This window comes from Halorussus halobius (assembly GCF_004765805.1).
Classification (GTDB): domain Archaea; phylum Halobacteriota; class Halobacteria; order Halobacteriales; family Haladaptataceae; genus Halorussus; species Halorussus halobius.
Genome location: NZ_ML219773.1, coordinates 809,228 through 833,270, shown reverse-complemented (window position 1 = coordinate 833,270; position 24,043 = coordinate 809,228). Strand labels below are relative to the sequence as shown.

27 protein-coding genes and 1 tRNA gene are annotated in these 24,043 nt (G+C 68.8%); 14 read left to right on the top strand and 14 right to left on the bottom strand.

The annotated features are described in order from the left end of the window. Positions 1-2: 2 nt before the first annotated feature. Together pstB and phoU are read left to right on the top strand one after the other, a co-directional pair. A complete protein-coding gene (pstB, locus tag EPL03_RS04245) occupies positions 3-893 on the top strand; it encodes a phosphate ABC transporter ATP-binding protein PstB (RefSeq protein ID WP_135828079.1) in 891 nt (296 codons plus the stop codon). Positions 894-1,122: 229 nt separating this feature from the next. Then, positions 1,123-1,800: a phosphate signaling complex protein PhoU gene (gene phoU, locus EPL03_RS04240; RefSeq protein ID WP_135828078.1), complete on the top strand. Its 678-nt coding sequence runs from the start codon at positions 1,123-1,125 to the stop codon at positions 1,798-1,800. A 29-nt stretch (positions 1,801-1,829) separates the two neighbouring features. On the opposite strand, the gene EPL03_RS04235 is transcribed toward phoU, so the two are convergent. Together EPL03_RS04235 and EPL03_RS04230 are read right to left on the bottom strand one after the other, a co-directional pair. Beyond that, positions 1,830-4,103 carry an amino acid permease gene (locus EPL03_RS04235; protein WP_135828077.1) on the bottom strand — a complete coding sequence of 758 codons (2,274 nt, stop codon included), beginning with the start codon at positions 4,101-4,103 and terminating at the stop codon, positions 1,830-1,832. Beyond that, the gene (locus EPL03_RS04230) at positions 4,100-4,555 is read right to left on the bottom strand and encodes a universal stress protein (RefSeq protein ID WP_135828076.1); all 456 of its coding nucleotides are present in this window, start codon (positions 4,553-4,555) and stop codon (positions 4,100-4,102) included. The genes EPL03_RS04235 and EPL03_RS04230 overlap by 4 nt, the downstream gene beginning before the upstream one ends. A 224-nt stretch (positions 4,556-4,779) precedes the next feature. Between EPL03_RS04230 and EPL03_RS04225 the strand changes: the two genes are divergently transcribed. After that, positions 4,780-5,529 (top strand): Lrp/AsnC family transcriptional regulator, encoded by a 750-nt coding sequence (locus EPL03_RS04225; RefSeq protein WP_135828075.1) that lies wholly within the window; start codon positions 4,780-4,782, stop codon positions 5,527-5,529. 39 nt (positions 5,530-5,568) lie between these two features. Here EPL03_RS04225 and EPL03_RS04220 read toward each other — a convergent pair whose 3' ends face one another. Beyond that, positions 5,569-6,300 carry a sensor domain-containing protein gene (locus EPL03_RS04220; protein ID WP_135828074.1) on the bottom strand — a complete coding sequence of 244 codons (732 nt, stop codon included), beginning with the start codon at positions 6,298-6,300 and terminating at the stop codon, positions 5,569-5,571. 205 nt (positions 6,301-6,505) lie between these two features. Here EPL03_RS04220 and EPL03_RS04215 point away from each other — a divergent pair, with 205 nt between their 5' ends. From EPL03_RS04215 to EPL03_RS04200, 4 genes are all read left to right on the top strand, one after another. After that, the gene (locus EPL03_RS04215; RefSeq protein WP_135828073.1) at positions 6,506-6,883 is read left to right on the top strand and encodes an ArsR/SmtB family transcription factor; all 378 of its coding nucleotides are present in this window, start codon (positions 6,506-6,508) and stop codon (positions 6,881-6,883) included. Further along, on the top strand, positions 6,880-7,197 hold the full coding sequence (locus EPL03_RS04210) for a hypothetical protein (protein WP_135828072.1): 318 nt from the start codon (positions 6,880-6,882) through the stop codon (positions 7,195-7,197). The genes EPL03_RS04215 and EPL03_RS04210 overlap by 4 nt, the downstream gene beginning before the upstream one ends. After that, on the top strand, positions 7,187-7,459 hold the full coding sequence (locus tag EPL03_RS04205) for a DUF7521 family protein (protein ID WP_135828071.1): 273 nt from the start codon (positions 7,187-7,189) through the stop codon (positions 7,457-7,459). The genes EPL03_RS04210 and EPL03_RS04205 overlap by 11 nt, the downstream gene beginning before the upstream one ends. A gap of 90 nt (positions 7,460-7,549) precedes the next feature. After that, positions 7,550-8,245, top strand: a complete 696-nt coding sequence (locus EPL03_RS04200; protein WP_244605194.1) for a sensor domain-containing protein — start codon at positions 7,550-7,552, stop codon at positions 8,243-8,245. A gap of 268 nt (positions 8,246-8,513) precedes the next feature. Here EPL03_RS04200 and EPL03_RS04195 read toward each other — a convergent pair whose 3' ends face one another. The 3 genes from EPL03_RS04195 to EPL03_RS04185 form a co-directional block, all read right to left on the bottom strand. Beyond that, the gene (locus tag EPL03_RS04195) at positions 8,514-9,347 is read right to left on the bottom strand and encodes a DUF4097 domain-containing protein (RefSeq protein WP_135828069.1); all 834 of its coding nucleotides are present in this window, start codon (positions 9,345-9,347) and stop codon (positions 8,514-8,516) included. 212 nt (positions 9,348-9,559) lie between these two features. Beyond that, on the bottom strand, positions 9,560-11,785 hold the full coding sequence (locus tag EPL03_RS04190) for a CDC48 family AAA ATPase (RefSeq protein WP_135828068.1): 2,226 nt from the start codon (positions 11,783-11,785) through the stop codon (positions 9,560-9,562). Between the two features lie 277 nt (positions 11,786-12,062). Beyond that, positions 12,063-12,806 carry a hypothetical protein gene (locus tag EPL03_RS04185; RefSeq protein ID WP_135828067.1) on the bottom strand — a complete coding sequence of 248 codons (744 nt, stop codon included), beginning with the start codon at positions 12,804-12,806 and terminating at the stop codon, positions 12,063-12,065. Positions 12,807-12,973: 167 nt separating this feature from the next. Between EPL03_RS04185 and EPL03_RS04180 the strand changes: the two genes are divergently transcribed. The 3 genes from EPL03_RS04180 to radB are packed head-to-tail and all read left to right on the top strand — an operon-like array spanning position 12,974 to position 14,433. Continuing rightward, on the top strand, positions 12,974-13,240 hold the full coding sequence (locus tag EPL03_RS04180) for an AbrB/MazE/SpoVT family DNA-binding domain-containing protein (protein WP_135828066.1): 267 nt from the start codon (positions 12,974-12,976) through the stop codon (positions 13,238-13,240). A 3-nt stretch (positions 13,241-13,243) separates the two neighbouring features. Beyond that, positions 13,244-13,645 (top strand): PIN domain-containing protein, encoded by a 402-nt coding sequence (locus EPL03_RS04175; protein WP_135828065.1) that lies wholly within the window; start codon positions 13,244-13,246, stop codon positions 13,643-13,645. A 53-nt stretch (positions 13,646-13,698) separates the two neighbouring features. Beyond that, positions 13,699-14,433, top strand: coding sequence for a DNA repair and recombination protein RadB (gene radB, locus EPL03_RS04170; protein ID WP_135828064.1), 735 nt, complete (start codon positions 13,699-13,701; stop codon positions 14,431-14,433). A gap of 13 nt (positions 14,434-14,446) precedes the next feature. On the opposite strand, the gene EPL03_RS04165 is transcribed toward radB, so the two are convergent. Then, the gene (locus EPL03_RS04165) at positions 14,447-14,824 is read right to left on the bottom strand and encodes a 30S ribosomal protein S8e (protein ID WP_135828063.1); all 378 of its coding nucleotides are present in this window, start codon (positions 14,822-14,824) and stop codon (positions 14,447-14,449) included. 138 nt (positions 14,825-14,962) lie between these two features. Between EPL03_RS04165 and EPL03_RS04160 the strand changes: the two genes are divergently transcribed. After that, positions 14,963-16,390, top strand: coding sequence for an MFS transporter (locus EPL03_RS04160; RefSeq protein WP_135828062.1), 1,428 nt, complete (start codon positions 14,963-14,965; stop codon positions 16,388-16,390). Between the two features lie 218 nt (positions 16,391-16,608). Further along, complete coding sequence (locus EPL03_RS04155) at positions 16,609-17,157, top strand: peptidylprolyl isomerase (RefSeq protein ID WP_135828061.1); 549 nt, start codon at positions 16,609-16,611, stop codon at positions 17,155-17,157. 35 nt (positions 17,158-17,192) lie between these two features. Here EPL03_RS04155 and EPL03_RS04150 read toward each other — a convergent pair whose 3' ends face one another. The 3 genes from EPL03_RS04150 to EPL03_RS04140 form a co-directional block, all read right to left on the bottom strand. Beyond that, a complete protein-coding gene (locus EPL03_RS04150) occupies positions 17,193-18,389 on the bottom strand; it encodes an outer membrane protein assembly factor BamB family protein (RefSeq protein ID WP_135828060.1) in 1,197 nt (398 codons plus the stop codon). 135 nt (positions 18,390-18,524) lie between these two features. Continuing rightward, positions 18,525-19,763 carry an outer membrane protein assembly factor BamB family protein gene (locus EPL03_RS04145; protein WP_135828059.1) on the bottom strand — a complete coding sequence of 413 codons (1,239 nt, stop codon included), beginning with the start codon at positions 19,761-19,763 and terminating at the stop codon, positions 18,525-18,527. Next, positions 19,760-20,008: a hypothetical protein gene (locus tag EPL03_RS04140; protein ID WP_135828058.1), complete on the bottom strand. Its 249-nt coding sequence runs from the start codon at positions 20,006-20,008 to the stop codon at positions 19,760-19,762. The genes EPL03_RS04145 and EPL03_RS04140 overlap by 4 nt, the downstream gene beginning before the upstream one ends. 133 nt (positions 20,009-20,141) lie before the next feature. On the opposite strand from EPL03_RS04140, the gene EPL03_RS04135 reads away from it, so the two are divergent. Then, positions 20,142-20,226: transfer RNA gene (locus EPL03_RS04135), tRNA-Leu, on the top strand. A gap of 243 nt (positions 20,227-20,469) precedes the next feature. On the opposite strand, the gene EPL03_RS04130 is transcribed toward EPL03_RS04135, so the two are convergent. Together EPL03_RS04130 and EPL03_RS04125 are read right to left on the bottom strand one after the other, a co-directional pair. Beyond that, entirely contained in the window at positions 20,470-21,297 is an 828-nt protein-coding gene (locus tag EPL03_RS04130; RefSeq protein WP_135828057.1) for an ABC transporter permease, read from the bottom strand. Next, positions 21,294-22,352, bottom strand: coding sequence for an ABC transporter ATP-binding protein (locus EPL03_RS04125; RefSeq protein WP_135828056.1), 1,059 nt, complete (start codon positions 22,350-22,352; stop codon positions 21,294-21,296). Before EPL03_RS04125 ends, EPL03_RS04130 begins: the two co-directional genes overlap by 4 nt. 131 nt (positions 22,353-22,483) lie before the next feature. Here EPL03_RS04125 and EPL03_RS04120 point away from each other — a divergent pair, with 131 nt between their 5' ends. Further along, positions 22,484-23,059 carry a DUF5813 family protein gene (locus tag EPL03_RS04120; RefSeq protein WP_135828055.1) on the top strand — a complete coding sequence of 192 codons (576 nt, stop codon included), beginning with the start codon at positions 22,484-22,486 and terminating at the stop codon, positions 23,057-23,059. Between the two features lie 7 nt (positions 23,060-23,066). Here the strand turns inward: EPL03_RS04120 and EPL03_RS04115 are convergent, their stop codons facing one another. Both EPL03_RS04115 and EPL03_RS04110 read right to left on the bottom strand, forming a co-directional pair. Next, positions 23,067-23,297: an Lrp/AsnC family transcriptional regulator gene (locus EPL03_RS04115; protein ID WP_135828054.1), complete on the bottom strand. Its 231-nt coding sequence runs from the start codon at positions 23,295-23,297 to the stop codon at positions 23,067-23,069. Then, on the bottom strand, positions 23,298-23,993 hold the full coding sequence (locus EPL03_RS04110; protein WP_135828053.1) for a potassium channel family protein: 696 nt from the start codon (positions 23,991-23,993) through the stop codon (positions 23,298-23,300). Positions 23,994-24,043: the final 50 nt, after the last annotated feature.

Genomic DNA, 24,043 nt, shown 5'->3' with positions numbered 1-24,043 from the left:
CAATGAGCAACGACAACGTGACGACTTCCGACACCGGGACAGACACCGACTTCGAGGCGGACGCCGACGAATCGCTCACCTCGCCGACGCCGGGGACGGAGGCGGTCGAGTCCGGCGACGCGGCGCGGGCGACCGGTGCGGGCCGCACCGTCATCGAGTCCCGGCACCTCGACGTGTACTACGGCGACACCCAGGCGCTCGACGACGTGAGCATCCAGATTCCCGAACGGCAGGTGACGGCGATGATAGGCCCGTCGGGCTGTGGGAAGTCGACGTTCCTGCGGTGTATCAACCGGATGAACGACCTCATCGACGCCGCCCGAATCGAGGGCGACCTCCTCTTTCAGAACAAGAACGTCTACGACGACGACGTCGACCCGGTGGCGCTCCGGCGGCGCATCGGGATGGTGTTCCAGCAGCCCAACCCGTTCCCCAAGAGCATCTACGACAACGTCGCCTACGGGCTGAAACTGCAGGGCCGGACCGAGAACCTCGACGAGCAGGTCGAGCAGGCACTCCGCGGGGCCGCACTCTGGGACGAGGTGAAAGACCAGCTCGACGAGTCCGGGCTCGACCTCTCGGGCGGCCAGCAACAGCGGCTCTGCATCGCGCGGGCCATCGCGGTCGACCCGGAGGTCATCCTCATGGACGAACCCGCCTCCGCGCTCGACCCGGTCGCGACCTCCCAGATAGAGGACCTCATCGACGAACTCGCCGAGGAGTACACGGTCGTCATCGTGACCCACAACATGCAACAGGCCGCCCGCATCTCGGACAAGACCGCCGTCTTCCTCACCGGCGGCGAACTCGTGGAGTTCGACGACACCGGGAAGATTTTCGAGAACCCCGACCACGACCGCGTCGAGGACTATATCACCGGGAAGTTCGGGTGACCGCTTCCAGCCGACGCGGCCCGAACGCCGCGCCCCGCGGAACGGTCGTGAAACCCACCGGAGGACAAACCGCACCTTCCGAGCAGTCGGTGGCTGCGCTCCCGGCGACGCCCCTCCGTCCTAGCGGTGTGGGCCGCGTACCGGCGTCGTCTCGTTCTACCTGCGTATCTGAACGCTGTGGCTCGGAAGGGGGACAAAGTACAACACCCGGACGCGCGACAGTCGACACATGGCACGAAAGGACTATCAGGAACAGCTCGACGAGTTGCAGGAGAACGTCCTCTACATGAGCGAGGTCGTGATGGAGCGGTTGCGGATGGGACTCGACGCGCTCGAACGCAAGGACGACGAGCTGGCGTGGGAGGTCATCGACGGCGACGAGGAGGTCAACCAGCTCTACCTCGACCTCGAGAGCGACTGCATCGACCTGCTGGCGCTCCAACAGCCCGTGGCCTCCGACCTGCGGACCATCGCGGCCTCGTTCAAGATAATCACCGACCTCGAACGCATCGGCGACCTCGCCACGAATCTGGGCGAGTACACCCACGAGGCCAACCACGACGTGTTCCCCGAGGTCGACATCCAGGAACTCGGCACCCTCACCCTCGACATGCTAGAGGACGCGATGACCGCCTACGCCGAGGCCGACCCCGAGGGCTGTTACGAGGTCGCGACCCGCGACGACGGGCTCGACGAGCGCTGTGAACGCGCCAGCGAACTCGTGGTCAGGGACCTCATCGAGACCGAACTGGAGGACAACACCGAGGCGGAGATCGAGCAGCTCCTGGAGGACGTCTCCCGGCTCCTGCTCACCATCCGGGACCTCGAACGCGTCGGCGACCACGCGGTCAACATCGCCGCCCGGACCCTCTACATGGTCGAGAACGACGACGAACTCATCTACTGAGCTCGACCGCGTCTCCCGGCGTCGGTCGCTCAGCCGAACAGGCGCTCGCGGAGCGACCGGTCGCTCGGGCGCTCGGCCAGCAGGACCGACGAGTCGATGTCGTCGACCACGTCGAACACGAGCGACCGCGAGACCAGCCGCGAGAGCAGCCCGCGCTCGGTCGCGCCGATGACCACCAGCGTCTTGTCCGCCGCCTCGCGCGCGATGGCGTCCTCGACGTCGCCCGAGTCGTCGACCGTCAGCACCGCGTCGCCGAAGCCGTGTTCGGCCGCCCACTCGGCGAGGAACCGCTCGCCGGCCTCGCGCTCCGATTCGTCGTCGACCACGTGGAGGAGGTGAATCTCCGACCCGGTCGCCGACCGGAGCGTCCGGGCGACCTCCACGCTGAGGTCCGAGTCCGGGCCGCCCGCGGTCGGCACCAGAATCCGGGCGGGATCGAAGCCCCGGTCTTTCAACACGAGGAAGTCGCAGGGCAGGTCGTGAGCGAGTTCCTCGACCGCCGACTCCGCCCGGCCCGCCGACCACGGCCGGTCGCCGCCCCAGCCCATCACGACCTGGTCGGCCCGGTGCTCGCGCGCGGCGTCGAACACCTCCTCGACCGACTGGTGGGAGACTATCGTCGTGGTCTCGACGTCGGCCCCGTTCGCGGCGGCGTGTTCGCGGGCGCGCTCCAGCAGTTCCCGGGACTCGTCGCCTATCCGGTCGGCACCCTGGTCGAGGGAGGTCTGGTCGGGCACCTGGACGACGTGGACCGCGTGGACGACGCCGTTACGCTCGGCGGCCAGCGCGCTCGCGAGTTCCACGAGGTGGCGTTCGGTCTCCGGATTCGCCAGCGGCACCATCACCCGATACCGGCCGGAGCCGTCGGGTTGGGCCGCCGACGCGGCGGTGACCGCCGCGTCGGGCATCTCCTCGGAGCGTTCGAGGACGTACTGACCGAGCACGCCCTGCTGGGTGGCCTGGGTGCGGGCGTACAGCGCGTACCACAGCACCGCCACCGCGACGAATCCCAGCGCCAGCCCGATTTCCACCGGAGCCATGAACCCGACGAGGCCGAACGAGGACACGAGTCCCACAATCGGCGTCACCGGGTACAGCGGCACCTCGAAGTCGGGGTCGTACTCGGGGACGTCGGCCTCCCGGAACGCGATGAGCGCGACGTTCATCAGGCCGTAGACGACGAGGTGGAGGACGCTCGCGGCCTTCGAGAGGACTTCGAGGTCCTGGCCCAGCGTCAGGATGAACACGACGATGACGCTCCCGGTCAGCAGTATCGACCGGTAGGGCGTGGCGAACGTGGGGTGAATCTCGTTGAGCCAGTCGGTCACGATGCGGTCCCGGCCCATCGCGAAGTTGATGCGGGCCGACGACAGGATGGAGGCGTTCGCGCTGGAGGCGGTCGCCAGCATCGCCGCCAGCGAGATGAGCGTCACGCCGACCGCGTCGAGGACGGGGACGCCCGCGAACGTGATTTCGGCGACCTGCGAGACGGGCACGTTGTCGTCGAGGCCGTTCCACGGCACGATGCCGACCATCATCCCGACCAGAATCGCGTAGACGACGGTCACGACGCCGACGCTCCCGATGACCGCGATGGGGAGGTTCCGGCCGGGGTTCTTCAGTTCCTCGGCGACGGTGGCTATCTTCGCGTAGCCGAGAAACGAGACGAACACGAGCGCGGTTCCGGGGAGTATCGCGCCCATCCCCATCGGGGCGACCCCGCCCTCGCCGGTCACGGTCGCCCACTCGAAGTGGAACAGGCCCGACGCCGCGAACACCGTGAGTATCCCCAGCAGGACGACGACGATTCCGGTCTGGATGTTTCCGGTCTCCTTGGCCCCCGCGTAGTTGATACCGACGAACAGCACGCCCGCGAGCGCGGCACCGAGCTGGACGTCCGTGAGGACCAGCAGTCCGAGGTCGAGCGTCGGGAGCGCGAGCGCGGTTCCCGCGAGCAGGTCGGTGAGGTAGCCGCCGAACCCGATGCAGTAGAACGCCGACGCGAACGCCAGCCCCATCCAGTCGCCCATCCCGGAGATGGAGCCAAACAGCGGGCCCAGCCCCCGGTTGATGTAGTAGTAGCCGCCGCCGGCTTTGGGCATCGCGGTGCCGAGTTCGCTGACCGCGAGCGCGTTCACCATGGCGATGAGCCCGCCGACCACGAACGAGGCCACGACCACGGGACCGGCCTCCTGTGCGGCCACGCCCGGGAGCACGAAGATGCCCGCGCCGATCATCGTCCCCATGCCGATGGCCAGCGCCGACGGGAGCCCGAGGTCCTTCGCGAGTTCCTCCTCGCTCATGTGTCGTCGTTCGCGTCGGCGTCGCCGTCGGCGGGCAGGACTATCACCGGGCGGTCCGCGCGAGTGACGAGATTCAGCGCCACGTCGCCCGTGAGCAGCTTCGTCCACCGGCTGGCCCCGCGGGGCGTGAACGCGATGGCGGTCGCGTCGACCTCGCGCGCCCGCTCGATGATGGCGTCGGCCACGTCGGTCCCGTAGACGACGTCGGTCTCGACGGTGACCGGTTCGTCCGCGAGCGTGGCCTCGACTATCCCGAAGATGCGCTCGGCGCGCTCCTCGCGCTGCTCGACGCCCGCCTTGTCGGGTGCGCCCCCGGCCTTCTCGATGACGTGGACGACGTGGACGGCGGGGCGCTCGTCACCGACCTCCCGGAGGAGCGCCCGACAGGTGGCCGCGGCGTCGTCCTCGCTCGCGATGGGGACGAGCACCGTCCTCAACAGCGACTCGGTCACGGCTCAGCTCCCTCCCGTGGACGGAGCGCGACCGGACACCGACCCCGAGAACGGGGAATCGACCCGGCCGCGCGCTCGAACGTAGTTGGTCATCACTTCCGAGATTCCGGAGCCAAGAGCATAAAGACACCGATAGGACTACTGATTGCTGATTATTTGGCCGTTGAAATTCCGTATTCACTAACCAGGCACTATTTTACATCGAGGGACAAGAGGCGCGTAGGATGGACCACCGACTGGACGAGGTCGACCGGCGGATAATCCACGCGCTGATGGGCGACGCCAGGAACGTCTCGGCCCCCTCGATCGCCGAGGAGGTGAACGTCTCGCCGGGCACGATTCGGAACCGCATCGCCCAGCTCGAGGACCGGGACGTCATCACGGGCTATCACGCCAGCGTGGACTTCGAGCAGGCCGACGGCCGGCTCACCAACCTGTTCATGTGCAACGCGCCGGTGTCCGAGCGCGAGTCGATAGCTCGCCGGGCCCGCATCATCCCCGGCGTCATCAACATCCGGGAGCTGATGACTGGCCGGCGCAACCTCCACGTGCTCGCGGTGGGCGAGGACACCGAGGACCTGCGCCGAATCGCCCGCGCGCTCTCGGACCTGGGGGTCGACATCGAGGACGAGGTCATCGTCCAGCAGGAAACCACCGGGACCTACGCCCCGTTCGGGCCGGACGAGGGGACCCAGGACGCGATACTCACGGACTTCATCAGCCTGTCGGGCGACGCGGAGGTGGCCGAGGTGACCGTCGACGACGACGCCGACGTCGCCGAGACGACGCTCGGGGAGGCGGTTCGGAGCGGGGTGTTGGACGACGATACGCTCGTGGTCGCCATCGAGCGCGACGACGCCGTGCTGACGCCCCACGGGGACACCCGAATCGAGCCCGACGACATCGTCACGCTGTTCTCGCGGGGCGGAGTCACCGACCGGACGGTCGAGGCGTTCTGCGGTACCGACGAGTAGCGCGGGCGACCGAGCCGGCCACGACCGCTCGACGCGCGGTCACTCGGTCGCGCCCGGACCGAGCATCAGTCGGGCGTACCACGCCGAGAACCGCGCCAGCCCGTTGAGCAGGTGGAGCGCCGCGACCGCGAGCAGGACGCCGACCCCCGCCACGGCCAGCGCCTCCGCGAGGGTCCGGACCTGCCACGACCCGATCTCGACGACCGCCTCGACGCCGACCAGCAGGTGTTGCCACGCCACGTACAGCGAGGGGTGGAGCTGGATCGGCGCGTCGGTCACGATGCCGACGTACACGCCGGGCTGGTCGTAGACGAACGGGACGAACAGCAGGCTCACCGCGGTCACGAGGACCGTCGTGACCACGAAGAAGGAGACGACGCCGACGAACAGCTTCGTCCCGAGGTAGACGACCGCCGTCCACGTCCCGCGGTCGGTCACGAGGTGCTTGACCCACTCGACTACCGACCCCTCGGGCGAGGACGCGGCCGACTCGAACTCGACGCCCAGCAGGAGCGCGGCGAGTTCGCGCTCGACCCGCCCGAGACCCGTGGCGATCACCAGCACCGCCAGCAGTATCGGGATTCCCACGACCACGAACGCGAGCCCGACGCCCAGCGAGATGCCGACCGAGAGGAAGACGAAGTACGCCAGCCCGAGCGGGAACGCCAGCAGCAGGTACAGCAGGTTCCGATAGGTCTGGAGCCGGAAGGGGACGCCGAACACGGCGCGGAGCGCGCCGCCGGACCCCGCGAGACGGTCGTCGGTAGCCATCGGAGTTGGCGGGAGTTGCACCCTACGCGGCAAAAAACGTTCGGAGGGTCGCGCGCCCGGCGACCGTCCGCAGTGTTTTAACGGGCCGCGTTCGAACCGACCGGCGGACGGCGATGGAATGCTCGCTCGGCCCAGTCGGCGCTCGCACCCGGGACGCCCGCCCGGCCCGAGCGCCGGCTGTGTCGACGCACGGGAGGGCGTCCGAATGAGCGGCTCCGACGCGGTCGGCGGCTCGGACGCGGGGGCGGTCGACGACCCAGACGCGGTGTTCGACCTGCTCGACGACGAGTACGCCCGCACCATCCTCGCGGCGACCTACCGCGAGCCCAAGTCGGCCGAGGCGCTGGCCGAGGCGTGCGACGCCTCGGAGTCGACGGTCTACCGCCGGGTCGAGCGACTCAAGGACCAGCGGCTGCTCGACGCCGACCAGCGCATCGACCCCGACGGCCACCACCACGAGGTGTACGCCGCCAGCCTCCAGCGCGTCACCGTCGAACTGACCGAGGACGGCATCGAGGTCGACGTGGACCGCGACGGGGACGCCGTCGACCGATTCACCAGACTGTACGAGGGGTTCAAATGACGGCTGTCACGCCACTCCAGACGGCGGTCGGTGGGTCCACGGCGGTCGTCACGCTCGCCATCGTCGGTCTGCTGGTCGCCGCGGCGCTGTCAGTGGTCGTGGTGTACCGGCTGGTCGAGGGCTATCGCCGGAACGGCACCCGGCCGATGCTGGTCCTCGGACTCGGAATCGCGTTGCTGGTCACCGGTCCGACCCTGCTCCGGTTCGCGTTCGCGAACGCGCTGACCGTATCGCTCACGGCGCGACTGCTCGTCACGACCGCGTCCGAACTGGTCGGCCTTTCGGCCATCCTGTACGCCATCTATGACCCCTGACCTCGTCACGCTCACGTCGATGCTGTCGGCCGCGCTCGGCCTGTTCGTCTCGTATCAGGCCTACCGGGGCTATCGCCGCCACGGCAGCGAGACCATGCGGCTGCTGGCGGTCGGCATCGCCTGCTTCACCGCGATTCCGTTCGTCGTGACCGCGCTCGTCAGTCCCGCGCTCGCGTGGTCTGACGGACTCACGTTGCTCGCGGTGGTCGCGTCGTACAACGCCGGCCTCGTCGCCATCCTGCTGTCGCTCCGAGGGAACTGATACAAAAACGTTTCCCTCGGTCGCCGACCCGGCGACTCCCCGACCCGGTTTACGGGCCGTCGGCCGAGACGACAAAACGAGGTGACACTCGTGACCACGACTCCGTTCCGGGACGCCGCGGCCGCAGTCGTCGGCGTCCCCGCACGCACACAGACGTATCGGAACCTGCTGTACCTGCTGCTGTCGTTCCCGCTCGGGCTGGCGTACTTCGTCGCGCTCTCGGTCGGGTTCTCGGCCGGCGTCGGCCTCGCGCTGACGGTGCTGGGCGTCCCGCTGGTGCTGGCGACCCTCGCGGGCGCGACCGTGCTGGCCCGGGTGGAAGCCGAACTGGCCAACCGCCTGCTGGGGACCGAGATTCCGACCGAGATGACGTTCGGGTCCGGCGGCGTCGTCGACGCCGTGAAGCGACTCGTGACCGACCCGGGCACGTGGCTGGACGTCGTCTACCTCGGCGTCAAGTTCGTGCTCGGCGTCGTCTCGTTCACGGCGCTGGTCAGCCTGCTGTCGGCGTCGGTCTCGCTGCTGGCCGCCCCGCTGACCTACTCGTCGGCGTACACGGTCGGCCTGCACGTCGGGACCGTCTCGGTCGGCCCGTTCGAGTCGGGCCGGTTGGTCGTCGACACCTTCCCCGAGGCGGTCGGCGCGGCCGTGGCCGGACTGGCGCTCGCGCTCGCCTCCCTCCACGCGCTGAACGCGCTCGCCCGCGTCTCGGCCAAGATAGCCGAGACCCTGCTGGGCGAACACGACGTGGAGGCGAGCGCGGTCGCCGCGCCCGACCGGAACTGAACGACCCCACTGACGCGCCCGTCCCTCCCGTCGCCCCGAGGAAGGCCGCTGACGCGTCGAATCCTCCAGTCGCCCGAGACCGCCGCTGACGCTATCGTTCCTCCCGTTCCGACTCCCCGAGTTCCGAACTTCGGAGTTGCCCACTTGGCACTCCACTCGTCGCCCGAAGTCTCGCTGACGCCGCGTGGACCTACGGGGCCAGTTCTCCGCCCCGCCGAAGCGCCTCCGCCCGGAAATCCCGAGCGCGTCCGCTCGCGACCGAAAAGAGCTACGCCAGTTCGGAGACGGTCACGCCGCCGTTCTCGGTGACGAACCGGAGCTCCGGCCCGCCGTCGCCAAGTTGCCCCTCGACCCGCGTGTCGCTCCGGACCGAGCTCTCGAGGCCCGGCAGGTCGACCTCGACCGAGCCGTTGTCGGTGAGCGCGACCACGTCCGCGTCGAGGTCGGGCGAGACCGCCGCCGTGACGCTCCCGTTCTCGCTCTCGACGACGGTCTCGCCCCGGACGTCTGACACGTCGACCTCGACCGAGCCGTTCTCGGTCGCTACCCCGTCGACGCCCGACACGCCCCGGACGGTCGCGCTCCCGTTCTCGGTCTCGGCCGCGACGAACCCGTCGACGTTCCGGGCGGTCGTACTCCCGTTCTCCGAGACCAGCGTCGCGTCGGTCGCGACCCCCCGGACGTCGACGCTCCCGTTCTCCGTCCGGAGTTCCCCGAGGTCGACGTCTATCGGGAGGTCGACCGTCACGTCGACCGAAGGGACGCCCCCGAAAAAGGAGCCGTCGCCGGTCTGGCGCGTCTCGACGCGCAACTCCCCGCCGTCGGTCGCGACGTCGACGCTCACGTCGTCGAGGTCCCCGAACACCGACCCGGACTGCGTGACCGTCTCGACCCGGACCTGTTCGCCGTCGGCGGGTCTGACCGTCACGTCGCCGTTCTGTCCGTCCACGGCGACCGCGTCCACGGCGTCTGCGTCGTACGTCTCGGCGTTCTCCACTCGCTTGCCGACGAACGGCGTCGCGCCGGTACAGCCCGCCAGCCCAGCCAGGGCCGCCGTGCCGCCGAGCGCGAGGAACCGCCGTCGAGTCCTATCTGTCGTCATGCACGTGGCGGTACTCGCCCACTACCCATAAAACGGGGAACGCGGACGCAGGACCAGCGAGCGTCCCAAACAGTTATGTACGAGAAGGGACCTTCGGGACTGCGACCGCCGCAGTTCCGCGCTGGCGGCGCGTTCGCGCGCCGCCCGCGCGGGTCGTGTGAGCCCGCAAGCGGTGCCGGCTCGAAGTGACGCCGGCCCGGCCGGTCGTCGGGCTACTGGAAGCCGATGCGGCCGCCGCGCCGGCCCTGGGTCGGACTCGACGACCCGCCCTTGAACTCCTCTTTCATCTGCTCGTAGTAGTCGAGCAGGTCGTCGGTGATGGTCGGGCGGACGTTGTCCATCGCCTGCCGGAAGTGGCGCATCTCGACTTTCTCGGCGTCGTCGTCCTCGCGCAGCGCCTCGATGGCGGCCTCGCGCGCGATGGATTCGAGGTCGCTCCCCACGTAGCCGTCGGTGATCTCGGCGAGCTCGCGCAGACTCACGTCCGGCGACAGCGGCGTGTCGTCCGTGTGAATCTTCAGAATCTGCTCGCGGCCCTCCTCGTCGGGCTGGCCGATCATCACGAGCCGGTCGAACCGGCCCGACCGGATGAGCGCGGGGTCTATCATGTCGGGGCGGTTGGTCGCGCCGATGACCATCACGTCGCCCTGCTCTTCGAGCCCGTCGAGTTCGGTGAGCAGCTGGTTGACCACCCGCTCGGAGACGTTGCTCCCCATCTCCTGGCTGCGGGAGGGCGCGAGGCTGTCGAGTTCGTCGAAGAAGATGACGGTGGGCGAGACCTGCCGGGCCTTCCGGAACGTCTGGCGGATGGCCTTCTCGGACTCGCCGACCCACTTCGACAGGAGTTGCGGGCCCCGGACCGAGATGAAGTTGGCGTCGGTCTCGTTGGCGACCGCCTTCGCCATCAGGGTCTTGCCCGTGCCGGGCGGGCCGTACAACAGGACGCCGCTGGGCGGGGTGATGCCCATCCGGTGGAACTTCTCGGGCGAGGACAGCGGCCACTCGACGCTCTCCTCGACCTCCTGCTGGGCGGTCTCCAGACCGCCCACGTCGTCCCACGACACCTTCGGCAGTTCGACCAACACCTCCCGCATCGCCGAGGGCTCGACCTCGTTGAGCGCGCCCTTGAAGTCCTGGCGCTTGACTATCATCCGGTCGATGAGGCTCGGCGGGATATCCTCCTCGTCGAGGTCGATTTCGGGGAGGTACCGCCGCAGCGCCTTCATCGCGGCCTCCTTTGTCAGGCTCTCGACGTCCGCGCCCACGAACCCGTGGGTGTCGTTGGCGAGCCGGCCGAGGTCCACGTCGTCGCTGAGGGGCATCCCGCGCGTGTGAATCTGGAGTATCTCCTCGCGGCCCGTCTCGTCGGGCACGCCGATCTCGATCTCGCGGTCGAACCGGCCGGGCCGCCGGAGCGCGGGGTCGACCGAGTCGACGCGGTTGGTCGCGCCGATGACGACGACCTGTCCCCGCGTCTCGAGGCCGTCCATCATGGTGAGCAACTGGGCCACCACGCGGCGCTCGACCTCGCCGGTCACGTCCTCGCGCTTGGGCGCGATGGAGTCGAGTTCGTCGATGAAGATGATGGAAGGCGACTCCTCGGTGGCGTCCTCGAATATCTCCCGGAGCTGTTGCTCGGACTCCCCGTAGTACTTCGAGATGATCTCCGGGCCCGCGATGGAGAAGAAACTCGCGGAGGTCTCGTTGGCGACCGCCTTCGCGAGCAGGGTCTTGCCCGTGCCGGGCGGACCGTGCAACAGCACGCCCTGCGGCGGCTCGATGCCCAGCTTCTTGAATATCTGGGGATGCTTCATCGGGAGCTCGACCATCTCCCGGACGCGCTGTATCTCGTTTTCGAGCCCGCCGATGTCCTCGTAGGTGATTCCCCCGCCGGTCTTCTCGAAGCCCGAGATGGGCTCCTCGCGAAGCTCGACGTCGGTGTCCTCGGTGATGAGACAGACGCCCTCGGGCTCGGTCTCGACCGCGATGAGCGGGATGGCCTGGCCCGGCGAGCGCATGAACGGGTGGTTGGTCGAGGACATCACGGGGACGATGTCGCGCTCGACCACCGGCCGCTTGAGAATCTGGCGCTTGACCATGCCGGCCGCGTCGGAGCCGAACTGGACGCTGGCCTCCTCGGGCGGGGCGAGCACCAGCTTGTCGGCCTTCTCGGCCTCGGCCTTCCGGATTTCGACGCGCTCGCCGATGCCCACGTCGGCGTTCTGTCGCGTGAATCCGTCGATGCGGACGGTGTCGGTGTTCCAGTCCTGCCGGTCCGCCCGCCACACCTTCGCGGCGGTGGTTTCGCCGCCGTCTATCTCGATGATGTCGCCCGGACTCAGCTTCAGATGCAACAGCGTGTCCGGGTCCAGACGGGCGATGCCGCGGCCCGAGTCGTTCGGGTACGCCTTTGCCACCTCTAGTTGAACTTCGTTCATGATTCGGTGATGCGGGGATTGTTTGTCGGTCCGCGCCCGCGAAGGATAAGTCCTTTGCTACCGGGGGAGTCGTCCACGCGGCAGGCCGACGGCGTCGTCTCGGCGGGGCGCATGCGATGGGCTAGCTTCGGCGTCGCGCTACAAAGCCGTTTGGCCGCCAGGTGAATGTTGTGGCTACCTCGGAGGATGTAGCTCACAATTTCGGATTCGGAACGTCGGGCCGGGGCTCCGTCGTGGAATCGTGGATTCGGTCGGCGACGCCGGCCGAACCCGACGCTCAGGACCCGTCGTCGCGGTCCCGATGCTCGTCCAGCGCCTCGGCCAGCGTCAGCTCCCCCGCCGCGACCCGGCGCGCGAGTCGGTCGTCTATCTCGCGGTCGTCCTCGCCCCGCTCGCGCGACCGATTCTTGATGACCTGTAGCTCGCCGGCGGTCGGCTCGACGTCGCGACTCTGGACGCGCTCGCCGTCGAGCCGCGCGATGTTCACCGCGGCCAGCACGTCGCCCATCCCCCGCGCTCCCGTCCCCAGATACGGCGTCGTGCCGGTCTCGTCGACGAGCTCGACCGGCACGTCCGCCAGTTCGCGGACGAGTTGCGCGCCCTGCAACCGAGCGCCGTCCCCGACGCGGACCACGGGGTCGACCGCGTCTTCGACCTCCCGGCGGACCGTCTCGGCCACGTCGTCCAGCGGGACGTGGAACGCCGCGACCACGACTTCGCCCGACAGGACCGCGATGCCGGGCCGCGTGCCGGGGTCGACCCCGACCACGGTCCGGCCCTCGCCGCCCCGGAGGACCGCGAGCGCCTCGTCGACCGCGCGCCGGGGGTCCTCGGGGTCGGCGACCACGGTCCGGGCGTCCTCGGCGAGGGGGTCGTCGCTCTCGGCGCGAATCACGACCGTCGTGGCGTCGGGCAGGTCGTCGCCGGGCTCTATCGTGGTGAAGGTCACGCCCCGGTCGCGCAACTCGTCGACCGCGCCGTGGTACAGCTCGAAGTCCTCGGTGGCGACGACGACTGTCACTGGTCGGGATTGGTCGCCGGGGGTGAAAAGGTCGTCTGCCTCCGAGTGGGAGAGGCGGTCCACGAGGGGTCAGTTCGGGGCGAACCTGACTCCGGCGGCCTCGTTTGTGCAGGAAAATATCCGAGAGGCGGGAACGATTTATATTCTTCCCGTACGAACGAACGTCCATGTCGAAGTCGACCGACGAGCGGGGGAGAATCTACCTCCCGAAGGACGTGCGCAATCGATTCGGCGAGCGATACCGAATAGTCGAACTCCCCAGCCACGTCGCGCTGTTCCCCGTCGACGAAGACCCGCTGGAAGGACTTCGAGACGCGGTTGGGGATGCGTTCGAGGGGGACGATGCCGACGAGTTGAAACAGCGGGCCCGAGAGTCTATCGCTCGGACCGTTCAGGAAGAGGCCGAACGTCGTTCGCGGGACGACGCCAACTGACCGATGTACGTCGAAACCGACTTCCTGACAGCGCTAGTGAAAGACGAGGACTGGCTTCGGGAACCGGCGGTCCGCGCCGTCGAAGAGCGCGAAGACGTTCACACGTCTATCTTGGCGTACGCTGAGGTTCTGGTGCTGTTCTACGACCGCGAGCGGGCCGAGTACGAAATCGACATCCCACGGGCAGTTGCCAACCTACTGGAGATGGTCCCGGTCAGCCCGGACCCACACGAGGAAGCCGTTCTCGCGGCAGCGACGTTTGTCGACGAATACGAGATGACGCCGTTCGACGCACTCCACGCCGGAGTCGCTGCGACCGGAAACGAAACCGTCCTCTCCAGCGAACAGGACTACGACCTGCTTGCCCTCGATAGAGAGCCACTAGAACCCGACCCCGAGGAGTGACGGAGTCGAGCCGAACCCGGAGCCTTTTGACCGGGTGGGACCAACCCAGGGTCGTGACCGAAGACGCAATCCGGACCGGATGCGGGCCGCTCGACGACCTGCTGGGCGGCGGGTTCGAGCGCGGCACCGTGACGCAGGTGTACGGCCCGCCCGCCGCCGGCAAGACGAACCTCGCGCTCGGGGCGGCCGTCGAGGTCGCCGCCGAGGGCGGGACGGCGGTGTACGTCGACACCGAGGGGCTGTCGCTGGCGCGGTTCGAGCAGCTCGCGGCGGCCCGCGTGGACGCCGCACCCGACGCGGACGCCGCGTCCGGCCCGGCCGACGTGGCGGAGTTGACCTCGAACATCGTCGTCAAGGAGGCGATGGACTTCGACGAGCAGGAGCAGGCGGTCCGGGACGTTGCCGACCTCGCCGAGCGGGCCGACCTCGTGGTGCTCGACAGCGCCACGGGGTTCTACCGGCTCAGGCGCTCGGAGGACGAGGAGGGCGGCGAGGCGCTCCGGGCGGTCGCCGACCAGGTGACCCACCTGCTGTCGTTGGCCCGCAAGCACGACCTCGCGGTCGTGTTGACCAACCAGGTGTACGCCGACCCCGAGAGCGACCGCACGCGGGCGCTGGGCGGGCACACCCTCGAACACTGGACGGGCACGGTGGTCCGCGTCGAGCGGTTCCGGGGGGGCAACCGCCGGGCGACCCTCGAAAAGCACCGGGCGAAGGCGGCCGGCGAGACCGCCCAGTTCCAGATCACGGACGCGGGGCTCGAAGCGACGGAGAGTCGAGCGCCGTAGAAGGGACGGTTCGTTACGCCTCGTCGACGAGCACCGCGCTCACGGTGCCGGTCTGGCCGGGCCGGGAGGTGACCCGAGCGCGTCCCGCGCTGGTCTCGACGACCGCGCCCTTGGTGACGATGTTCCGCCGGACGTAGTTCGGATTGGCCGCGTTCTCGACCACGTCCTCGATGTCGGCCTCGACGGTCTCGTCGCCGGTCGCGACGTTGGCGACGTTCGTCGAGAGCGCGCGGACCTTCTCGGTGTTACCTCGGGCGTCGATGGTACGAATCCGGGGTTCGCCGACCGTGGTCTCGGTGGGCTCGCGACCCAGTTCGTGCTTCTTCTTCTTGTGCTGGGGACGGCGTCGACCGCCCGTGCGCTTGCGCGTGGAGCGACCCTGGTCTTTCATACCCCGAAATTCGGGCACCGGCGTACTTATATCCAGCCTTTTGCCCCCGACCGACCCCGTGCCCCGACCGCACCGCGAATCGACGCCGCATCCGTCAGCTTAACTACCCCGGACCTGTCCCGTCTAGGGAGCGAATCGATGGGCGACAGTACGACGGGACGGGTCACCGTCTCGCAGGTGATGGACCGCATCCCGGTCGGGCGATTCCACCGGCGATTGCTGGCCATCTGCGGGAGCGCGTGGGCGTTCGACGGCATGGAGGTCATCGTCATCAGCTTCACGCTGCCGGTGCTCATCGGCGCGTGGGAACTGTCCGGGTTCGCGGCCGGCCTGCTGGGGAGCGCGAGCCTGATGGGCATGATAGCGGGCAACTGGGTGTGGGGCTGGTACGCCGACGAGTACGGTCGCGTGGACGCCTTCCAGTGGACCGTGCTGTCGTACTCGGCGTTCGCGGGGCTGACCGCGCTGGCGACCGGCTTCTACTCGGGGTTCGCGCTCCGATTCCTGACCGGCGTGGGGCTGGGTGGCGCGCTGGCGGTCGACACCTCGTATCTCTCCGAGCATCTGCCCACCGACCGACGCGGGCGCTACCTCGTCTACCTCGACGCGTTCTGGCCGCTGGGCAACGTGTTCGCGGTGGTGCTGGCGTGGGTGTTCCTCTCGGCGCTCCCGACCGGCGGCGTCGTCGCGCTCCCCGTGGTGGGCGAGGTCGCTGGGTGGCGACTGCTGTTCGCCAGCGCGTCGTTCCCCGCCCTGCTGGTGTTCGTCATCCGGAGGCAGTTGCGCGAGACGCCCTACTACCTCGCGCGCCGGGGCGACGTCGAGGCCGCAAACGAGCGCATCGCGGCCATCGCCGAGGAGAACGGCGAGGAGTTCACCCCCATAACCGCCGAGTCGGTCGAAACCGAGTCCTCGCCCGGCTACGCGCGGCTGTTCGACGCCGACCTCCGGACCCGCACCGCGATGATTTCGGCGGCGTGGTTCGCGGTCAACTTCGGCTACTACGGCGTGTTCATCTGGCTCCCGGACACGGTTGGCGCGGCGGGCGTGGTCGGGTCGGTGACCGTGGCCGGGGCGACGATAGAGAGCGTCTACCTCTACTTCCTGCTCATCGGCCTCGTCCAGTTTCCCGGCTACGTCAGCGCGGCCTACCTCGTCGAGAAGCTCGGTCGCAAGCCCACGCTCGGCAGCTACCTCGTCCTGTCGGGGGTCTGTACGTTCCTGTTTGCGGCGTCGATGCCCGGCGTGTCGCTGCTCGGCGCGGGGCTGTCGGGCTTCTGGCCGTTCCTCGCCGGCCTGCTCGCGGCCAGTTTCTTCACCATGGGCGCGTGGGGTGCCATCTACGCCTACACGCCCGAACTGTTCCCGACCGAGGTCCGCGCGACGGGCAACGGGTTCGCCGGGGGCGTCGGCAAGGTCGGCGCGGTTCTGGGCCCCATCCTCGCCGGCGCGCTCGTGGAGGCGGGCTACCTCGCCGCGCTCGCGCCCCTCGCGGTCGTGTTCGCGCTCGGCGGCGTCGTCGTACTGGCGTTCGGGCGCGAGACGATGGGCGAACCGCTGTTCTGAGTGGACCGTCGCGTCGCGTTCGACCCGTCGTCCGCGCGCTCGGACACCTCCGTCGGGGACGGGACAACGGTTCTTGCGATATGGCTGGTCGCCGCGCCCCAGCGGCCCGTCCCAGGCGCTACCGACGGGTCGAGTGCCGAATCAGCGACGTTCCGTCGGTCGGGTCCCGGGGAGACGTCTCCGGCAAGTCTTTTAGTCGGGCGGCCCTCTCTTCGCCCATGGCAGACCACCTGACAGCCACGCTCCACACGAACCGCGGCGACGTCGAGGTCGAACTGTACGACGAGCGCGCGCCCCGAACCGTCGAGAACTTCGTCAACCTCGCGGACCACGACCCCGCCGCGAACGACGACCCCGCGCCCGACACCACGACGTGGGAGGACCCACAGAGCGGCGAGACGCGCGGCGACGCGCTCTACGAGGACGTCGCCTTCCATCGAGTCATCGAGGACTTCATGATTCAGGGCGGCGACCCGACCGAGACCGGACGCGGCGGCCCCGGCTACGAGTTCGACGACGAGTTCCACGACGAGCTCCGCCACGACGACGCCGGAGTCCTCTCGATGGCAAACAGCGGCCCCGACACCAACGGCTCGCAGTTTTTCATCACGCTGGACGCCCAGCCCCACCTGGACGACCGCCACGCGGTGTTCGGCAAGGTCGTCGACGGCATGGACGTGGTCGAGGAGATCGGCTCGGTGCCGACCGACGCCAACGACCAGCCCCAGGAGGAGGTCGTGCTGGAGTCGGTCGACATCAACGAATAAGAGATACGGCACTTCTCCGCCACGTCGGATCGACGCTAGCCCACGACATCGTACGCTTCCATCGGACTTCCGCCTCGGCACAGCACCAGCGTCCCGTCGTGGAACAGCGCCTCGCTCGTCCGCGGGTGCGTCCCGGAGGTGCCGAGCGACCCGACGAGTTCGGCGCCGGCCGAGTCCCGGTCGACCGCGTGGAGTTCCGACGCGGTGGCGACCCAGACGGCGTCCGGACCGACGGCCAGCGCCGAGTCCTCGTCGAACGGGACGTCCGCCCGCCACACCTCCTCACTACGCCGGACGTCGAGTGCGACGACCCCGCCACCGTCGACGCCCGCGAAGAGTCGTCCGTCGGCGAGTACCGGCGGGTACGGGATGGTGTCGTCGACCCGCACCTGCCACTTCTGCGAGCGGTCCTGGAGTGAGACCTCGGCGATTCGGGACGTCCACGCGCAGTAGAGCGAGCCGTCGGTCACGATGATCGGGAACGCGGCACTCTGCTCGAGGACCCACTGCTCGCGTCCGGTCTGCACGTCGATAGCGTGTATCGTCGGCGTCCCGGTCGTGGTGACGTAAATCGTGTCGTCCACGACCGGCGAGGGCTCGCCGATGGACCGGTCGTGTTCCCACGTCCAGTGTTCCTCGCCCGTCTCGCGGTCGAACGCCGTGAGACGGCTCCCCTCGTCCTCGTTCCACGCCGCGACCAGCGCGAACTCCTCGGACGCACGCGCCGGGGGACGAGCCGTTCCCCCTATCTCTGCGGACCACCGCGTCGCCCGCTCGTCGACGTCGACCGCGTACAGCGACCCCTCGCTCATGCGGTCCGCCGCGAACACGGCGTCGCCGCCGACCGCGGCACCGCGGAGTGTCGCGTCGGTCGCCGCCGACCACCGGGTTGCCCCCGTCTCCGGATCGACGGCGTGAACCCCGTTGTCGCCGGGGAACGCGTACAGGGTCGCGCCCCCGACAACGAGCTCGTCGCTTCGGAGACCCGACCGCCATCGGAGGTCGAGCCGGTCGGACTCCGCGGCCGTCGGTGCTTCCGTCGTCGCCGGTTCGTCGGTCGCTGGCGCGTCGGTCGCAGTCGCGTCGGTCGCAGTCGCGTCGGGAGGCGCGGCGGTCTGCTCGCCCGAAGTCGCCCCCGCCTCGGTCGGCGTCCCGCCGTCGGTGGACTGGAGCCGCAGGCAGCCCGCGCTCGACGCGACCGCGAGGGAGGCGAGGAGTGTACGTCGCTTCACGGTCGCGTGTCGAACCACGTCCACATTAATCACCCGAAACCAGACACTTCGTACTCACAGCGCGGCCGTAGAATCGTCCTCTCGTTTCGTGCCGACGGCTCGCTCGCGCTCGACGGCTCACTCGCCCCCCAAGGCTCACCCGGTGCCGACGAGCCCGTACGCGGCGGCGTCGCTCGTGACGACGAGCAGCCCCGACGCCGGAACGACCCACTCGACGATTTCGTCGACCTCGAATCGTGCGACCTCGTCGCCGGACTCGCGGTCGAAGCCGTGGACGCCCGCGTCGGTCCCGACGTAGACGGTGTCCCGGGTCACCGCGGGTGAACCGTACTCGTCGGTGCCGGTGTCGACTTGCCACTCCAGGGTTCCGTACTCCGCACCGAACGCGTAGACGGTCGACCCGGCTCCCATGGCGTACACCGTCGAATCGCCGACGGCCGGCGTGATGTGGGTCGACCCGCTCGTCTGGGCCGCCCACGCCCGCGACCCGTCGTCGACCCCGAACGCGTGGACCATCTGGCCGACGTCGCCGGCGTACACGCGGCCGTCTGCCATCGACGGGGCGCTCGACGTACCACCGTCGGTGATGTCGCCACTCCGCCACAGCTCGGTCCCGTCGGCGGCGTCGAGTCCGACGACCTGTCCGGGGTTCTGGTTGCTGCTTTGGGTCAGACAGAGCGTTCCGTTTCGGACCGCGAGACCCCAGACGCGCTCCTCGAACTCCGGGGACCGCCACGCGCGGTCGCCGGTCTCGACGTCGATAGCGTACACCGAGGTCCCGTCCGCGACGTAGGCGGTGCCGTCGCTCCCCGAGGGGAACTGGTAGTAGCGATCGTCCACGTCCGCGGTCCACCGCTCGTCGCCGGACTCGGGGTCGAACCCGCGCACCCCGGCGTCACCGGCCACGACGAGCGTCCCGTCGATGACGGCTTGGCCGTTCGGACTGTCGACGTCGGCCGACCACTCCGGAGTCCCGGTCGTCGGGTCGAGCGCCCAGACGGTACTCTGGGTGTCCGATGCGACGTAAGCCGTGCCGTCGTGAAACACCGGCTCGGTCGGGGCGAGCGAATCGCCCGGGTCGAAGGTCCACACCGCCGCGAGGTCGCCCTCCACGCCGTCGACGTCGGCGTACCGGTGGTTGCCGGGACTCGCGTGAGGCATCGACCAGTCGCCGGTCACCGTCTCGGGCGACTCGGGGGTCTCGGTTTCGGTCTCGGTTCCGTCGGCGGTCGTCGTCGCGTCCGAAAACCCCGCTTCGGTCGTTTCGTCCGCACCGTCCCCGGTTTCGGTCGCGTTCTCCTCGGTGACCGACCGCAGACAGCCAGCGGTCGAGAGAACTGCGCCAGCCGCGAGAAGTTGTCGTCGCCGCATCATTCGCTCTCGGTTCCGTTCGAGCCGAGCAAGTCGAGGTTAGCAAGCAGGACCACCGTCGCGAGCAGTCCCGTCGCTACCGTCAGCCCGAGCCAGACGAGCGTGGGTTTCAGCGTCAGATGCGTCTCGAGGAGCGCCGGCCGGAGCTGTACCAGTCGTTCCGACGCGTCCGTGTCGGTCCGCGCCGCGACGAACGACGACGGCTTGAGCGGGCTGCAGAACAATCCCCTCGCGAGTCCGCCGGTCATGTGTTTCGTCCGTACCGTGTGGTACCCTCGAATTAATACTTTCGACAAACGGAGAGTTCGAATCCGGTCTCGCTGGGACCGGTTTCGACCGGACCGAAACCCACTTCCTGCCGACCCGACAACCCTGAATCGCGCGAGGGTTGCCCAGCCTGGCCAACGGCGGCGGGCTTAAGACCCGCTCTCGTAGGAGTCCATGGGTTCGAATCCCATCCCTCGCATTCTCCCGACGCGCGCCACGGCGAGCGCCCCGTGCGCTCGCAAAACCAGCGCGTCGTGGAAACCGAACAGAGCGGGATTCGAAGTAGACCAGTCGCACGCCCGCGCAGGGAACGGACGTGACCGAGCAGGAACGTCTGGGCGTGGTTCGAATCCCATCCCTCGCATTCTCCCGACGCGCGCCACCGCGAGCGTCCCGTGCGCTCGCACAACCAGCGCGTCGTGGAAATCGGTCAAAACGAGGCTCAGTAGTGGCCCATCACGCCACGCTCGCGGGCGACCCGCGAGCAGTAACGGAACACCGCGTATCCCGCCACCGAGTAGACGACCGCAGTCCCGACCAGCACGCCGATTTCGAGCCCCGAGAACTCCCAGAGCCGGGTGCCCTGCCGCATCGCCTCCTGGAGCATGGCCGACCCCTGGACAAGTGGCAGGAATCGCAGCGGCGAGAGCCCCGCCGCGGGTGCCGCGATGAGGCCGATGATGGCGAACTGCATGAGTTGGGAGAAGCTGTCGATGCGCTTGTAGACGAGCGCCAGCCCCGCGAACACGAACCCGAGCCCGACGACCGACAGCAGCGCCAGCAGCGTGACCGGGGCGATGGTCACGAGGTCGACCGAGAGCGTGCGGCCGGTCGTTACGAGCATCAACGCCAGCATGACCCCGCCGAAGAACACGCTCTCGACGAGGTTGACGACCACCTTCGAGGTCATGACCGTCCCGAAGCCGTACGGCGACATGTACAGTTGCTCGAAGGTGCCCCACTCGGACTCCTGGGTGACGCCGCTGGCGAGACTGAAGTACGCCGCCTGCGCCATCGTGTAGAGGAACCACCCGACGATGAACCCGTCCAGCGTCGACCCGAGGGCACCGGCCCCGCCGCCCACGCTGGACACTGCCGCCTGCCCGCCGAAAAAGAGGATGGCGAAGAAGACGTACGCCCCCACGATGCTCCCGAGGAAGTCGACCCGATACCGAACCATGAGCAGGAACTTCTGGACGAGCAGTTGACGCAGGAGCGTTGAGACGCCGACGGGGCCGTCGTCCGAGGCGTCCGCCCTGGCGTTGCTCATCGGCTCACACCTCGGCTGACGGGCGGTGCATCGGCGTCGTCGCCGCTCGCGTCGGCTTCGTCCGACCGCTCGGTGACCCGGAGGAACACCTCCTCGAGGTCGGGCTCGACGGTGTCGAACGACCGGACCGAGAGCTCGGCCGACCGGAGCGTCTCGACCACCTCGTAGAACTCGTCGCCCGTGACGTGGACGCGAAACCGGGTCCCGTCCGCCCGGGCGTCGAACGACTCGACGCCGAACGCCGACCGGAGCTGCTCGCGGACGTCGTCGCCGAGCGACTCCGCGACGGTCACCTCGTACACCTGGGCGTTGAACAGGTTGAGCAGGTCGTCGACGGTGTCGTCGGCCACGACGCGCCCCTCGTTCATGATGACGACGCGGTCACACACCGCCTCGATGACGTCCATGTCGTGACTCGACAGCAACACGGTGACGCCGTCGTCCTCGACGAGGCTCCGGAGTTCCCGCCGGAGTTCGAGCGAACTCTCGACGTCGAGGCCGAGCGTCGGTTCGTCGAGAAAGACCACGTCGGCGTCCCGCGCCATCGTACACGCCAGCGACACCTTCTGTTTCTGCCCGCGCGACAGTTCCCGGACCGGGGTGTCGGCCTCGTCTGCGAGCCCGAACTGCGCCAGCAGTTCGTCGTGGCGGGCCTCCCGCTCGTTGGGTTCGTTGCCAGCCAGCGCCGAGAAGAAGCGGACGTTCTCGCGGACCGTGAGCCGCCAGTAGACGTTGCGCGCGCCCTCCAGCATCGCGCCCATCCGCTCGTAGGCGTCGCCGGGGCGGTCGTGGACGTCGACCCCGTCGATTCGGACGGTGCCGGCCGTGGGGACGATGAGCGCGAGCAGCGACTTGATGGTGGTCGTCTTGCCCGCGCCGTTGGGGCCGAGTAGACCGACGGCGGTACCGGGGTCGACCTCGAAGCTGACGCCGTCGACCGCCCGAACCGCGTCGTCGCCGCTCCCGTACTGCTTTTCCAATCCGTCGACGGCGACCGCAGGTGGAGCGTCGGAACTGTACTCGTTCGGCGGTTCGGACTGCGGTGACGCATCCATAGTATTTTCGCGGTTGCGATTCGTTACGTAATAACTGTTTTCGTTGTATATTACGCCCGGGAGCCCGGTAGATATGGCGTTCGGAGCGGCCAGTCACAATGCCCTTGTCGACGACGCGCCTACCGGGCGACGTGACCGACAAACGAATCGAGCGCACCTTCCGGGAACACCCCTCGTTCGAGCGAGCCGACCGCGAGGAATCGGGCGAGGGAGACGAGTCGAGCGGGGGAACCGACGCGACCGACCGAGTCGAGTTCGGGGTCGGCTTCACCCCGTTCGAGGGCGGGGTCAGCGTCGAGAACGACCCGGGTCGAGACGGCGACACCGACCGCCGGGAGTACCGCGTCGTCGTTCGAGTCCCGACTCTCGACGCCGTGGTCGAGGGCGAGACGGTCGCGCCGGTCGTGCAGGACGGCTGGTTCGACACCCTCGACCGTCGCCTCGCGGACGCCCACACCGTGGCCGACGCCGAGGTGGCGGCGGCCCCCACCGTCGAGCGCGAGGGCGAGTCGGTCGTCGTCACGGTGGCGTTCGAGCGAGACGACCCCGAGCGGGCGGCCGAGGACGCGAAAGCCGTCGTGGAGTACGTCGAAGGGACGTGGGTGCAGGGGCTGGTCCCCGGCTACGACTACCGGGAGCCGGCGGCGAGCTTCCGCGAACGGGCGACCCAGAACTACGACGAGGGCGGGTCGCGGGGCTCCCGGTGAGTCACGGCTACTCCATCGCGACGTAGGTGTGGGTTCCCTCGACGCCCCCTATCCCCTGGATGCCGTCGGCGGCGATGGCCTTGACGTCGCCCGGCGAGTCGACGTCGAGTTTGGCCACGATGTCCACGTCGCCCGCGACGATGTGGGCGTCGACCACGCCGTCGAGGTCGAGGATGGCGTTCTTGAGTCGGTCGGCCTCGCCGGTGTTGACCTTGACCATGACGTAGGCGGTGACCATCTACGTCCCTCCCCGCATCGCGTCGGCGGTGGCCCTGCTGGCGTCGCCCACGAGAATCCGTCGGACGTCCTCTAACACGTCGAAGTCGGCCAGTACGGCGAGTCGGTCGCCGGCCGCAAGCGAGTCGTCGGGGAGCGGGATACCCATCGGCGCGTCCTCCTTGCCGAACGCGAGGACGCGCGAGTTGGCGGGCAACGAGAGTTCGCTGATGGAGTAGCCGTTCATCGGCGACTCGTCGGTGATGGTGAGCTCGACCACCTGCAGGTTCTGGGCGACGTCGGCGATGGCGCGGACGTTCCCGCCGAGCAGCGCGTTCTTCGCGCCGATTGCGCCGAGGCGCTCGGGGTAGACAACCTCGTCGACGTCGCTGGCGAACTTCCGGTAGATGTCCTCGCGGTAGTCCTCGTCGATGCGCAGGACGGTGCGCGCGCCGTGGTGCTTGCCGACCATGCACGCCGCGAAGTTGACGTTGAGGTCGCCCGTGAGCGCGCCCACGGCGTCGGCAGTTGGGAGGTCGGCCGCTTCCAGGACGGCCTCGCTCGAACCGTCCCCCTCGACCACCTCGAAGTCGTCGGTGCGCGCCCGGTCGGCCTTGTCCGCGTCGGCCTCCACGAGCGTCACGTCGTGGCCCTCCTCGCGGAGCACGCGGGCCGTCCGCAGACCGACCCGTCCCCCACCAATGATAACAAATCGCATGGATACGCCACCGTACGCGCGGCGCGTTCAATAATGTTACCCCGCCCAAA